The organism is Catalinimonas alkaloidigena, assembly GCF_900100765.1.
GTDB lineage: Bacteria > Bacteroidota > Bacteroidia > Cytophagales > Flexibacteraceae > Mooreia > Mooreia alkaloidigena.
On sequence record NZ_FNFO01000001.1, the window covers coordinates 444,951 to 459,847 of the forward strand.

Here is a 14,897-nt window from a genome sequence, read left to right on the forward strand (position 1 = left end):
TCTTCATGAAAAAATACATCTATCTAATCCTGGCGCTGCTGGGGGGATGGCAGGTTTTTGCCCAGGATGGACCCTACCAGATTGGCCCCGTGGGGACCAGCAACCGGGAGGCGTCACTGGACAACGGCCAGCCACCGGCCCGGATTTACATCGGCAGCCCGCTGATCAGTTCTCCGCAGCACTACCCCGTGGTGGTGAGCGACGGCGATACCAATCGGGTAATGGCCGGCATGCCCTACAGCATCGCTTTCTTCCCGAAAGTATTCGACCGCAGCCTGTTTAGTTCCAAAGGCTATTATGCCGAACACGTGCTGCTGCGGTGGTTCATCGTAAGCATGGAAGATCGGATCAAAAAGATTCTGATTTACCGCAAGGCCCTGGGCAGCACCGAAGACTCGACGCTGGTGGCCTCGCTGGCCGGCGACGCTTCCGAATGGGAAGATAAACTGGCCGAAAAAGGTGTTTTGTACAAATACACCGTGTTTGCCAAGGGCATCGCCGACGACCTGCGGGTGCCCTTTATCAACGTACTGGAAGGCAACGGTATGGCCATGCCGGTCGCCACCGCCTCGGGACGCGTCACGTTCGAGGGGGGCACGGCCGTAGAGGGCGTCACCGTGCGGGCCGAAGCCGAAGGCGATCTGGCGGGGAAAAGTCTTTACCTGAACGGGGAGGATGCGTACCTGCGCGCGCTGTACCAGAGCACGAAACAGGAACTGAACCAGGGATTTACCTGGCAGGCGTGGGTGCGCCCCACCGGCACGGGCCTGGGTACGCTGTTCAGTCGGGGCAGCGGCTATGAGCTGACCTATGCGCCCGATCTGGTGAAGTTTCGGGTAGGGGACAAAACGCTGCAACTGCCCATCACTGCGCCGACCGACACCTTTTTCCACGTTTCGGCCAGCTACTCGGTCGACTCGCTGTACCTGTCGGTGCGCGTAAGCGACGAGGTGGTCTGGCGCACGGCAACACCGGCCGGAACACAGCCCGCCGCTTCCGAAGACGATTACCTGATGGGCCGTGGCGCCGTGCAGGGACAAAACCATTTTGAAGGGTACCTGGACGAAGTGCGCCTGTGGAACCGGGCCCTGACCGACGCTGAAATCACCCGCGACTACAGCCGCTACATCACCGGCAAGGAAAAAAACCTGCTGGCTTACTGGCGTTTCAACGAGGGCATCGGCGTGGAATTCTACGACCTGGCCCGCACAGGCGTAAACTACCACGAATACCACGGGTTCATCCACAAAGCGCTTTGGCGCGATACCGTGCCGCTGACGGGCCAACTGGCCTTCCGGGGCGTGACCGATGCCGAAGGGAACTACACCATTGCCGGCTTTCCATACGAAACCGGCGGGTCGCTCTACAAATTCACGCCGATGCTGGACCAGCACAAGTTCGATCCCAATCAGCAATTGCGGTTTGTGAGCGACGACGCGGCCATCATCAACGGGCTGGATTTCAAAGACATCTCTTCCTTTACCGTCAGTGGCACCATCCGGTACCGCAATTCGAAGTTTCCGGTGGAAGGCGTCTCGATCCTGATCGACGGCAAGGCGGCGGTTAACCAGGACGGTCAACTGATTTTGTCGGATAACCAGGGGCGCTTCAGTGTCGACGTGCCCATCGGTCCGCACAGCCTGCGGGTCAACAAAAACCTGCACGAATTTGCCCACGCGGGGCGTTTCCCGCATCCTACTGCGCAGCAGGACGTGCCTACGTTCAACTTCCAGGAGCCGCTGGCCGGGCTGGAGTTTATCGACCATACGCTGGTAAAAGTGGCCGGTCGGGTTACGGGCGGGCCGGTACAGGCGGCCAAGCCGCTGGGTTTCGGGCAGTCGACCAACAACCTCGGCTCTACGGAAATTCACCTGACGTCGCAGAAAGGGTTTGACCTGACCCTGGCCGACAGTGCCGTCACGTACACCGATCGCCACCTGAGCAACACGGCCGAGTTCAAGACCCGCTACGTGAAGGTGATGCCCGATGCTGCTACCGGCGAATTTGTGGCGTACCTGCCTCCGGAAAAATACACCGTGACCAGCGTTACCGGCGGCAACTACACCCTGATCGGCAACGACAATGCACTCAGTCTGGACATTACGTCCTTCCTGCCGCAGGACGAAACGGTGGAAGATACCGTGCAACTGAAAGTCAAAGGCGTGGTCTCACCCGACTATCCGCCGTTCGATTCCACCCACTATCTGGCGCTGTACGAGTACGTGCGGGGCGATAGCACCTGGACCGTGGGCGTCGATAGTTTTTACTTCGACAAGCGACAGGATTTTATTCACCGCGTGCGGCCTTCCATCACTGTGACCAACCAGGATGGTACGTCGCTGTTCGGCGATAAAGAATACGCCTATAAAGACGTAAACCTGGGCAGCGAGGCGACCATTCCGCTCATTCAGGGCGGGGCGTATACGTTTGGCTATCCGGTCTTCACCCAGCGAACGCCGTACACCCTGCTGGCCGAACTGTACGAAGAGTACGTGCACAGCGGCACCGGTGCGGTCGATCGTGTTCCGGTTACTGACGGCAAACTGGAAATCGTCAACAACCTGGCGATCACTACCGAGAAAGAAGTCGTTACGCTGGATGGCCGCGGCCGCGCGAAGTATACGTTCAAAGGAGGGCTGCCCGACATCAGCACCAATGCCCTGAATCCGGCGCTGAACTACACCAAGACGCTGAACATCACGGCCGTATCCGGACAGAACGGCGCTCTGAAAACCATCTGGCGGGAAGGCGATCCGTTCCGGGCCTACGTTTTCGGGGGGATGCCGACCGGCAACAACTTCGTCACGACCGGCCCGACCGAAATCGTCACGATTCTGCGCGACCCGCCCGGCTCGGGCAGCAACGCCTCGCTGGCAAAAGGCACGTCGATCAGCACGGCCAAGAGTTGGAGCGTGAACAACGCGTTTGCCCAAGACGGTGCGCTGACGTTTAACCTGGGGCAGGAGGTAAAGACCTTCGCCGGGATAGGTGCCGGGGTCATCACGGAGTTCGACTACAGCAACGACGTCACCATCGGGCTGAGTGCGGAAGAAGCCTGGACCAGCGATCGCGAAAGCGTTACGACCATCACCACGACACAGACCTGGAGCACCAGCGACGACGCCGACTACGTAGGCCACGCGGGCGATGTGTTCGTGGGCTATGCCACCAACATCATCTACGGGCTGTCGCGCAACTTGCAACCCATCCCGACGTCGCAATGCCAGACCTGCGACGGGCCGGAATACAACAACTACAAATTGGGCCTGAAAAATGCCCTGCGGGTGAGTCCGGAGTTTGGAACGTCGTTCCTCTACACCCAGGGCTTTATCGAGGAGCAGCTGCTGCCCAACCTGAAAGAGGTGCGGAACAGCTTCCTGATCTACTCGTCAAAACCCGATACCCTCCAGGCGCAGGATAAGCCTCTCTACATCTCGAAGGTGCCGCTCGACGACCCCCGGTTCGGCAGCGACAACCACGACGAATCCGTGTGGAAAGAACAGGCCATCAGCAGCCAGAAACAGTGGGGCAACGGGCCCAGCTACCAGATCAAGCTGCCGGCGGCCTGGGTAAGCGAAGGCCGTAGCGTGAACGACACGGTGCATTACTACAACCGCGCCCTCGACGAGTGGACCTACTGGCTGGCGAAGAACGAAGAGGAAAAAGTGAAAGCGACCCTGGAAGAGAACCTGTCGTTCGACGGGGGGGCTTCTTACTCGAAAACGCTGGCGACCGAGCGCTCGGAGACCTCGTCCCGCACGTTCGAGTGGTTCGTCAGCCCTTCGGTGGGCGTCAACTTCGGGCAGGATTTCAACGGATTCGGAATGGCCGAGTCGCTCACGCTCACCTACAGCCGTGGCGGTTCGGACAGCGAAACCGAAACAGAAGTCGAGACGACCGAATACAACTACACGCTGGCCGACGGCGAAAGCGTTGCTACCGACTATTACTCAGTGGATGTGATGAAACCGAAAGATGGCTTCGGGCCGGTGTTCAAAGTACGGGGCGGTGCCAGTTCCTGTCCTTTCCAGGGCAACTACCTGACCAAGTACTACCGTCCGGGCAAGTTCGCCCTCGACGAAGCTACGTTGCAGATCGAAATGCCGGAGCTGCAGGTCGAACAGGCGCTGGTGGCCGATGTGCCGGAAAACCGTCCGGCGGTGTTCAACCTGCTGTTGAAAAACAACTCGGAAAGCCGCGACGACGTGATTTACATCCTGTCGGTCGACGAAGAATCGAATCCTTACGGGGCGATTCTGGAAGTAGACGGGGCCAACCTGGCGGCCGGGCGGGGCATTCTGGTGCCCGCGGGAGTAACGTTGGTCAAAACGCTGAAACTGTGGAAGGGACGCGACGACGTGATGGACTACGAGGACATCAAACTGCGGTTTGCTTCCCGTTGCGACGACGACATCAGCAGCGAAATCACCGTATCGGCCTACTTCCTGCCCGGCTGTTCCGACATCGCCATCAGCCAGCCGCGCGACCAGTGGGTGGTCAACACCAACACGTTGCCCGCGCAGACGCTCACGGTTACGCTGGACAACTACGACCGCAATTATTCCGCGTTCCACCACGTGCTGTTCCAGTACAAGCCGGCGTCCAGCTCGCAGTGGATCACGCAGATGACCTTCTACAACCCGAACGTGGTAACCCCGGCCGAGTACGCGGGCATCACCAGCGCCAAGCAGTGGATCAACGACGTCAAGATCGTCCACGCCTGGGACATGAGCAGTCTGCCGGACCGCGCCTACGACATCCGGGCCGTTTCGGTCTGCGATCTGGGATCGGGGGCCACGGCCGAGACCGCTACCGACGTGTTGCACGGCATCAAAGACGTGAAGCGCCCGAAACTGTTCGGTACGCCGCAGCCTGCCGACGGCATTCTGCTGGTAGGCGACGAAATTTCCATTCAGTTTGACGAGCCCATCGAAGCCGGTCTGCTCACGCCGTTCAACTTCTCGCTGAAGGGCGTACTGAACGGCACGCCGCTCGACCACCTGGTGAGTGTGAAGCTGGATGGCGCCAACGACTACGTGCGCATTGCCAACGGCGTGGATCTGCACAACCGCTCGTTCACGGTGGAATTCTGGCTGAAGCGTGACGAGCTGAACCGCGAAAGCGTGGTCTTCTCGAAAGGCAGTGCCGAGTCCGATGCCTTCGAAGTAGGGTTTACGGCCGACAACCGGTTGTTTATGCGCTTCAACGGGGAAGAGAAACGCACGACGGCCTTGTTCAACGACCAGGAGTGGCACCACTATGCCGTAACGTACGATGTTCTGAAGAAAACCACGCAGGCTTATTGCGACGACAGGGCCGTACTGGAGAATGTGCCGGTAGCTGCCGACTACCGCGGTGCCGGGGGCATCACGGTCGGAAAATCGGTCTGGCAGGCGCCAACCGCTCTCCGCGGCAACGTGCACGACCTGCGGATCTGGACCAAAGCGCTGCCGCTGGGCGATGTCTACGCCCGCATGTTCTCGCTGCTGAACGGCTCGGAGGTAGGGCTGGCTGGGTACTGGCCGCTCGACGAAGCCTTCGGCACGCTGGGCAACGACAAGGCCCGCTATCGCCACGCGCATTTGTTTGCGGGTTGGGAAGTGCTGCCGCGCGGCCGTGCACTGGCCCTGGATGGCACCGGTGCGCTGGAAATCAACACAGGCAGCACGGTCATCCTCTCGAACGAGATGGACTACAGCCTGGAGTTCTGGTTCAAGGCGCGTCCGGGACAAACCGCGACAACGCTCTTCTCCAGCGGAAAAGGCGACGGCACCGACCAGCTGCACGATCCGGCCTACAGCGTCAGCGTGGGCTTTAACGAGGCCGGAAAGCTCCGCGTCCTCAACAACGGATTTGCCTTTGCGCAGCAAAACGGCGTCGACTACCGCGACGACAACTGGCACCATTTCACCTTGTCGCTCAGCCGCAGTGCCAACGCCACCATGCTGGTCGACGCGCAACAGGTAGCCACCACCGCTAGCGTCAACTTCGGTGGACTGACCGGCACCACCATGTGGGTCGGAGCCCGGGGGTACCGCAACGATCAGGGTACCAAGGTTCAAGACCAGTATTTCGAAGGCGTGATCGACGAAGTACGCCTCTGGAAACTGGCCCGCCGGCAGGCACAAGTGGCGCTGGACTGGACGTCGAAACTGTCCGGTACCGAGAAAGGGCTGGTGGCCTACTATCCGTTCGAATACTACAAAACCGAGGCGGGCATTCGCATCCTCGAGGGGACGCTGGCAGACCAGTGGCAGAACCCGTACGGGCCAAACGGCGGCCAAGCCGTGGTCAGCGGTGGGGCCAGTGTTGGTACCGAAGCGGCCAACCTGCGTGACGTGCGTCCGCTGCAGGCCGTGGACTTCGACTGGGCCGTCAACGAAGACAAGATCATCATCACCCCGGCGGCCCGCATGGCCAAAGCCATCGACAAGACCATTCTGGAAATCATTGTCGAAGGGGTCGAAGATAAATTCGAAAACCGACTGGCTTCGCCGGTGGCCTGGACGGCTTACGTGGACCGCAACCTGTTGAAGTGGAGCGACGATCAACTGACGTTCGAAAAGCCGCTTTACGCACCGATGCAGTTCACCGTAGAAATCACCAACCATGGGGGCACCCAGCAGCGCTTCAGCCTGGAAAACCTGCCGCCCTGGCTAACGGCCCAGCCGTCTGCCGGAGAAATTGCGCCGCTCTCCTCGCAGGCGGTTCGGTTCACGGTCAACGAAGGACTCAACACGGGCTATTTCGGGGAAGACATCTACCTGCGGTCCGATTTCGGGGCCGACGAGAAATTGCACATCGACCTGCGCGTCTTTGCGGAAGAACCCGCCTGGGCGGTCGATCCGGCCGACTACCAGTACTCGATGAACATGGTCGCGCAGCTGGAAATTGATGGCATCCTTTCGTCGGATGTGTACGACCGGGTCGGCGTATTTGTGGGGGACGAATGCCGTGGCGTGGCGGACCTGCAGTACATCGAGGCCTACGACCTCTACGAAGTGTTCCTCGACATCTACAGCAACCAGGAAAGCGGAGAGACGGTCGAGTTCCGGGTGTGGAACGCCGACGAAGCCACCGAGCATCGCGACGTACAACCAATCCTGACGTTTACCTCCAATCAGGTGCTGGGCACGCCGCGCCAGCCGGAGAAAATCCGGGCCGGGGCTACGTACGTGCAGAGCATGCACTTCAATCCGGGCTGGAACTGGGTTTCATTCAACCTCGACGCCCCGCTGCTGAGCAGCGTTCAACAGACCTTGACTACAGTTGCAGCGCAGGTGGGCGACCAGGCCAAAGGCCAGACAACGGTCGACATCTTTACGCCGGGCATCGGCTGGTCGGGTACGCTGAGTGGACAGGGCGGTTTCCGCAACGGACAGATGTACATGGTCAAGCTCCAGCAGGGTGGCGACATCCAACTGGTAGGGCGCGGCATCAATCCCGACCTGTCGATTCCGATTCGGACGGGCTGGAACTGGATCGGCGTCAACCCCCGGTTCAACCTGACTGTCAACGAAGCCTTCGCGAATTTCAACCCGCAGTCGGGCGACATGGTGAAAAGCCAGTTTGCCTTCGCGGTTTATGACGACAACCTGGGCTGGACCGGCAGCCTGCGCTACCTGAAACCGGGCTTAGGCTACATGTTCCGCTCGGCCCAGCCGGGTGCGTTGGTCTACCCGGCCCAGTCGGCCCTGACGCAGACGGGCGATCGGTTGGTCGCGCTGGAGCAGACCGACGTGCCTACCTTCTGGCAGTATCCGTACACCCAGTCGGTCATTGCCTGGACGGCCGAAGCGGTAGAAGGGCACACGTACCGCCTGGAGGCCTGGGCCGGAGCGACGCTGCGCGGCGTTACCACCCGCCAGCAGGTAGCCGGAAGCCCGCTTTACTTCCTGACGGTGCACGGCGAACAGAACGGAGAAACCATTCGTTTCCGCCTGATCGACGAGACCGATGACCTCGCATTTGCCGTACAGGAAACCCTTCCGTTTGCTTCGGACGAACTGCGCGGCACGCTCGAAGAACCCTTCGCTCTGACCGTGCAGGATCTCGTTACGCACTTGCCCGAGCAGCGCCTGGACGCTCGTCTGTACCCGAATCCGTTCCGGCAGAATGTGCAGATCGAGGTTCCCAAAACTGGGCTTTATCCGCCGCAGATTCACGTCACCGACCTGTTGGGTCGGGTGCTCACCACCCTGAACGTTCAGGAAGGCACCAGCGGTTGGGAAGCCGTTTGGGAAGCCCAGCCTCAACCCGCCGGGATGTACCTGATCGTGGTAGAGCACGAGGGGCAGCAGCAGGTGTACAAAGTCACAAAACAATGATAAAACTCTTGGGAAGAACGGGCGAGGTTTCGGTCGTGACCAACGCCGGAAGCGGCCTGTTCTTCCCTTTGCTTACGAATCTATGTTAAACAAGATCCTGACTTTCGCGACCCTGTTGACGGCGCTGTTGCGGGTAGCGGCAGCACATGCCCAGGGGTGGTCGGTCGATCCCGCCCGATACAATCATTCGATGGTCGTGGTAGGGGTACTCAACCTGGACCGCGTGGAGTCGCGTGCCACGACGGATACCGTGTATGCCTTCGTGAACGGCGAATGCCGCGGCGTGGCGACCCCGCAATACCAACAGAAAGTGGACCGCTACCTGGCGTACCTGATTGTGTACAGCAACGAGTCGGGCGGAGAAATTTCGTACCGGATCGTCAGCAACGGCGATACGCTTTCGGTCGTGCAAACGCAACGCTTTGAAGTGAACGGCTTGGTGGGCCATGCAACGCGCCCGTACGTTTGGTCCAACGTCGCCTTGAACGACAAGGCAATCCTGGAATCGTTGACGGCTCCGACCCAGCAGGGAAGCACGCAATTCCATGAAGGGACAGTGACGCTGAAAGTAGACTACAGTACCGACCGCAGCCAACTCGCTCCGCAGTTCACGCTGGCCTCTGGTGCCACGGCCTGGGTCGGGGGCGTGCGGCAGGTAAGTGGCGTTACGCAAAACGATTACACGCAGCCGGTGCGTTACACCATTCGCTCGGAAGACGAACAGCATTTTGCCGAGTACGAAGTGGTGATAAATCAGGGCAATGCGTTCCCGACGGCCATTCAGCTTTCCCACCAGGCGGTGGAGGAAAATCGACCCGGCGGCACGTGGGTCGCGGACCTGACGGCCGCCGACCTGAACCACACGACGCACCAGTTTTCGCTCGTCGCGGGGCTGGGCGACCAGGACAATGCCGCCTTCACGATCCACGAAAATCAGTTGCTGACCGCCGACGTGTTTGATTTCGAGCAGCAGGCGGCTTACGCCATCCGGTTGCAGGCGCAGGACCCGGAAGGCGATACCGTAACGCAGGCGTTTGTGATTCAGGTGCAGGATCGTAACGAAACACCGTACCTGGCCGACACGACGTTGGGCGTATACGAAAACGCCGCTCCGGGCACAATCGTCGGACAACTGGTACCGACCGACCCCGATGCCAATACCACCTTCACGTTCCGAATTCTGGGTGCGAACACCGCGTTCAGCGTGGACACGGCCGGGCACTTGCGGGTGGCACAACCCGTCGATTTCGAGACGCAGCCGCAGTATCGCTTTGCGCTGGAGGTGCGCGACAACGGTACGCCGTCGCTGGCCGACACCGCCTGGGTCAACGTGCAGGTATACGAGCTGAACGAGAAGCCGCATCTGGCGGACACGACGCTGGTCACCAACGAAAATGTCCCGGACGGAACCCTGGTAGGACAGTTGATCGCCACTGATCCTGATGCCGGAACGCAGTTCAGGTTTGCGTTGCTGGACGAAGCTGTGCCGTTCCAGGTCGATACGACGGGACAACTCTGGGTCGCCGGACCTCTGGATTTCGAACAACAGGCGACGTACCGGTTTCGGGTCGAAGTGAAAGACGACAACCTCCCGCCGTTGTCCGACACGGCCTGGGTCGAAGTACGCGTACAGAACCTGAACGACAAGCCTGTGATGGCCGATACGACTTTGGTGATCAGCGAGAACCTCGCCCCCGCGGCAGAAATCGCGACCTTGATCGCCACCGATCAGGACAGTGGCACCGTACTGCGGTTTCGCCTGATCCGCCAGGAGGTGCCGTTCCAGGTCGACAGCACCGGACGTCTGGTCGTCGCGGCGAAGCTCGACTACGAAACCCAGTCGTCGTATCGTTTTGAGGTAGAAGTACGCGACAACGGAGCGCCGCAACGCGCCGACACCGCCTGGGTAGATATTCAGCTTCAGGACCAGAACGAGGCACCCTTTTTGGCCGATACGCTGCTGTTGGTGAACGAAGCGACCGCACCGGGTACGTTGGTGGGCCAACTGCTGGCCACCGACCCCGACCGGCCTACGCAACTGCGCTTCGCCTTGCTGGACCCAACGCTGCCCTTTTTGGTAGAAGAAACCGGGCAACTGCGGGTTGCGGAGAGCCTTGATTACGAAACCCGGTCGTCGTACCGCTTCCTGGTCGAAGTGCAGGACGACGGCACCCCGATGCTGGCCGATACGGCCTGGGTCGACGTGCAGGTTGTCGATCAGAACGACGTCCCGCACCTGGCCGATACCACGCTGGTCGTTGCCGAAAATGCGCTGCAGGGCACCCGTGTCGGGCAACTGGTGGCGACGGACCCCGACAGTGGGTCGGTGTTCCGGTTTACGTTACTGACCTCACAATTGCCCTTCCGTGTCGATACGTCGGGCCTTGTGGTCGTGGCGCAGTCGTACGCCCTGGATTTCGAGACGCGGGCGTCGTACCGGATGCAGGTGGAAGTGCGCGACAACCGCATTCCGCAGCTGGCCGATACGGCTTGGGTCGACGTGCAGCTTCAGGATCTGAACGAGGCCCCTGTGTTGGAGGAAGCCGCCTTCACGGTCGACGAGAACGCGGCACAAGGCGTGGTGGTCGGACAACTGATCGCGACCGATGCCGATGCCGGAACGCAGTTCAGTTTCAGCATTCTGACGGAGGAGATGCCCTTTGTGGTGGATGCGTCGGGGCAAGTGCAGGTTGGCGAAGGGGATGCCCTCAACTATGAGGTAAAATCCTTCTACCGGTTCGAAGTGGAAGTGCGCGACAACGGGGCGCTGCCGCTGGCCGATACCGCTTGGGTCGAAGTGACCGTGCAGGACCAGCAGGAAGCCGACTTGCCGGTCAACAACTACGTGACGCCCAACCAAGACCATTACAACGACGTGTGGGAAATCCAGAATCTGGACCTCTACGAAGGATACACACTGCGCATTTTCGACCGATACGGAACCCTGGTTTACGAAACCAGTCAATACCAGAACCAGTGGGTCGGGCAGAACCAACACGGCAAAGCCCTGGCGCCGGGCGTGTACCTGTACCGCTTTCTGGCACCTGCCGGTACGGGCATTTCTTACCAGGGGACCATTCATCTAGTTCGTTAATTCTTCCAGGAAATATGAAAAAATTAGGCTTTTGGGTGGCATGCCTGTTGAGTCATAGCCTGTGGGCACAAATCAACATCGGGAATAACCTATACACCGAAAACGAGTTCAGTCTCAACCCTGCCTACGCCGGGGTGAGCTATCAGGTCCGGGCCGATTTGCAGGCGACCCGCTTTCGTCTGGCGCAAGCACAGGAGTACACCGGCGGCGCGTTTTACCTGCAAGGCGGGCTGACGGACCGTTTGGGGTTGGGCATGCGCGTGCAAACCAGCACGCAGTCCGTGTTTGCCCATACGAGTGCGGAGGCAGTGGCCGCGTGCCATGTCCCGTTAAGCTGGAGCCAGCGCCTGAGTTTCGGGCTTTCATTTGGCTTCAACTGGGACAGAGTGACGCAGGATTACAGCGGGCAGAATGCGTACGTAGACCCCAACGACCCCGTACTGAACAACACGAACAACGGACACGTACAGCCGCTGGCCGGTGTGGGGATGGTCTACACCTGGAGCCGTCTTTCGGTGGCGGCAACGGTGCAGGACATGCTAACGGACGAAAGCCGGGGCGCGGGTCAATATTTGGGTCAAGTGACGTATCTCTTTGGCGACAACAGCGAACGGCTGATGGTACAACCTTCGGTGCTTTTGTGTCGGCAGGGAGACCGCAGCGCCTGGGCCGACCTGAATGCGAAAGTTATCTGGCAGGAGCAGTGGTGGGCACAGCTCGGCTACCGAACCACCGGAAACCTGATGATGGGGGCCGGTGCTTCGTTCCGGGAAGTGCACGTGGGGTACGCATTCGGATACCCTATTGGCAAATACCAGCATCTGGCTACGTCGGTACACGAACTGACGGTTTCCTTCCGCTTCCGGGAGCGCCAGTTCAACGGCCAGCCGGCGTTGATCGTAGAGCCGGCCATTGAAGGGAAATAAGCAAAAGGAGAGGCGCGTTAAATTCCGCGGGGTAACATGCGCCAGGGGAGGGGCAATCCGCGTTACGCTTCTGGCAACGCAAAGCGGATGACGACCTGCGTTCCCCCGGTCGCCGGGCTGTGCAGGGCGACTGTTCCTGCATAGCGTTCTGCGATTTTCTTCACGACGTACAGCCCCAGCCCTTCGCCCTTGGACGTAACGTCGCCTTTGTAGTAAAGCTCAAAGACCTTCTCCTGAATGGCAGGGCTGATGCCCGGTCCGTTGTCATGGACGCTCAATTCCAGCTCGCCCTGGTGGGCGCGGATTTGTACCCCGATGCGCCGGACCGGTGAAGGGTGCTGCCCTAAAAAGAAGATCGCGTTTTCCAGGAGATTTTGCAGCAGCGCGTGCACCACGAAGGCATAAAAGTGGACTTCCTGCGTGACTTCGATCACCACGTCCAGGGCAATCTGTTTGTCCTGCAGCGCCGGCTGGTAGTGCAACCGTAGCATCTCGACGATGCTGTAGAAGTTGAGCGGCATACGCAGTTGCTCTACCGCCTCTACTTCACTGAGCGTACTGAGCTTGCGCAGCATCGCATCCATCCCCGACAACACTTCGTTGCATTTCCCCAGCATGTCGTGCACCTGCGGCTCCGGCGTTATCGTACGGATCAGCCCGAACAACCCCATGAGCGACGTGAGGGGGCGGCGGAAGTTATGCGACAGGCGGTAGAACAGGGTGTTGAGTTCCTGGTTGGCCTGCCGTAGCTCTTGTGTCCGTACGCTTACAATCTGTTCCAGGTGTTGTAAGACCAGCAGGCTGGTGATGCGGTTCAGCATCAGTTGGCCAATGAGTCGGAAAAAACGAAAATCGGTTTCGTTATAAGCCTCCGGCACTTTGCAGCCCACAATCAGCAGCAACTGCTGGCCCGGCTGCATCACCACCGGAAAAAAACACAGGTGCGCCAGGGGTTTGCCGTACAACGGCAGGACGCCCCCCTGGTCGTCCGTTTGCACTATGGGGACGCCGGTCGCGAGCACCCGCTGTTCGAAGGGCGTGAACGCAACGCCTTCGGCGCGGACCTGCCACTGCGCCCGGGCCGTTTCGATCGAAACCACCTGGTTTTCGTAGGCTACCAGCAGGCGGCAGGCCGATGCATCGACAATGTATTTCAGGTTGCTAGCCAACGACTGCGCCACACGCGTCAGATCTGCCGCGGCATTGACTTCGGCCGACATCTTGGCAAAAGTCTCGTAGCGCAGCCGTTGAGTAGCTTCGTAAAGCAGTTGATTGTTGACCAAAACGGGCTTATTTAATTTCCATCAGCTCGTTATCGATGCGAATGCCCGAAATATCGGCGATGGTGTTGAGCATGTTGGTCAGGTCGGCCAGACTCATCAGTTCCAGCACTTCTTCTTCGGCAAATCCTTCTTCGCGCAGCGTCTCGAAATCTTCATCGGTAGTGCTGGCCGACGACAGGGCGCACTTGGTTACGGTACGGATGGCCGTTTGGTAGGCCGACGGAACGGCGTCCTGGTAAACATTGTCGGTCAGCTTGACAGCCGGGTCACCTGTGAGGGTCGCGCTGAGGCTATCGGCCATCACGCCGTGCGCATGGGCGCAATAGTGGCAGCCTTTCTTTTTCGAAATGTTATAGATGATGAGCTGTTTCAAAATGAACGGTACCTGCCCGCGCAACATGGTCGCTTTGAGCTTTTCCCAGTTGCCGCGCAGGAGGGTAGGGTTGGTGCCCTGGCATTTGAACCAGTTCAGCACGAACGGAATGCCCATTTCGCGCATGGTTTCCTGGTAAATCTCGGCCACTTCGGGCGAGGCTTCTTCTAATTCAATAACACGGAAGCGCGTCGTTGTAGTTGCTAACATAGAGTCTAAATGAATACTGAAAAATACGAGTGGTTAAGCGCCAGAGACGGCGGTACTGGGCTACTGTAAAGCCCTTAAAAAAAGCATAGAGGTGTACGAGGTTGTATAACTTAAAGCCAAAGGAAGTTAAAAATAGTGATAACCAAAAGCGGGGGTAGTGTGGAAGAGGGTACGCTATGTACCGTCTTTCTCGTAAGTGCAGGGCGTTTTTGCCGGTAACAGGTGTGACTTCACCCTCTCCTGAAAGCAGACCCTGGAGAGGAGAGTGCACCTTCTTAGTGTTTTGAGCCGCACTCCTCAAGAAGGTGTAGTGTCGGCAGCGCCTGCAAGAAAGCTCAGGAGTTAGGGTAAGTTTTGTTGTAAAATCGATTTTCCGGGCCGGAGGTGATGGTTTTCTACAAGAGCGACAGCCGCACCTTGGAGGAGAGAAATAAGTGGAACACTACCGGCAGACGTTCCTCAAAAGGAACAGAACATCAGGTTCGATCAGAAAAACAAATATTCATATGTTGATGCGTGAGATTTACTCCGTTTTCTTACGCTATCCTGTTCGTAATTAGTGCTTTACTTGCTTCGTTCTGGTGCGCCATCCGCCTGCCTGATCAGCTTCAAAAACCTCAATGGCGTTCGGCTACCAACTTTTAGTACATGCTCATAAAGCAAGCGCATCTGCTCAAAAACACT

Annotated in this window: 5 protein-coding genes; 3 read left to right on the top strand and 2 right to left on the bottom strand. The window is 59.0% G+C overall.

Translation table 11 applies throughout. The features are described from left to right. Nucleotides 1-5: 5 nt before the first annotated feature. From BLR44_RS01760 to BLR44_RS01770, 3 genes are all read left to right on the top strand, one after another. Nucleotides 6-8,327, top strand: a complete 8,322-nt coding sequence (locus BLR44_RS01760; protein ID WP_176955863.1) for a LamG-like jellyroll fold domain-containing protein — start codon at nucleotides 6-8, stop codon at nucleotides 8,325-8,327. Nucleotides 8,328-8,409: 82 nt separating this feature from the next. Then, nucleotides 8,410-11,421, top strand: a complete 3,012-nt coding sequence (locus BLR44_RS01765; RefSeq protein ID WP_089678309.1) for a cadherin domain-containing protein — start codon at nucleotides 8,410-8,412, stop codon at nucleotides 11,419-11,421. A 14-nt stretch (nucleotides 11,422-11,435) separates the two neighbouring features. After that, complete coding sequence (locus BLR44_RS01770; protein WP_089678311.1) at nucleotides 11,436-12,347, top strand: PorP/SprF family type IX secretion system membrane protein; 912 nt, start codon at nucleotides 11,436-11,438, stop codon at nucleotides 12,345-12,347. Nucleotides 12,348-12,409: 62 nt separating this feature from the next. Here the strand turns inward: BLR44_RS01770 and BLR44_RS01775 are convergent, their stop codons facing one another. Next, entirely contained in the window at nucleotides 12,410-13,630 is a 1,221-nt protein-coding gene (locus tag BLR44_RS01775) for a sensor histidine kinase (protein WP_089678313.1), read from the bottom strand. A 7-nt stretch (nucleotides 13,631-13,637) separates the two neighbouring features. Further along, nucleotides 13,638-14,213 carry a carboxymuconolactone decarboxylase family protein gene (locus BLR44_RS01780; RefSeq protein ID WP_089678314.1) on the bottom strand — a complete coding sequence of 192 codons (576 nt, stop codon included), beginning with the start codon at nucleotides 14,211-14,213 and terminating at the stop codon, nucleotides 13,638-13,640. Between the last annotated feature and the right edge of the window lie 684 nt (nucleotides 14,214-14,897).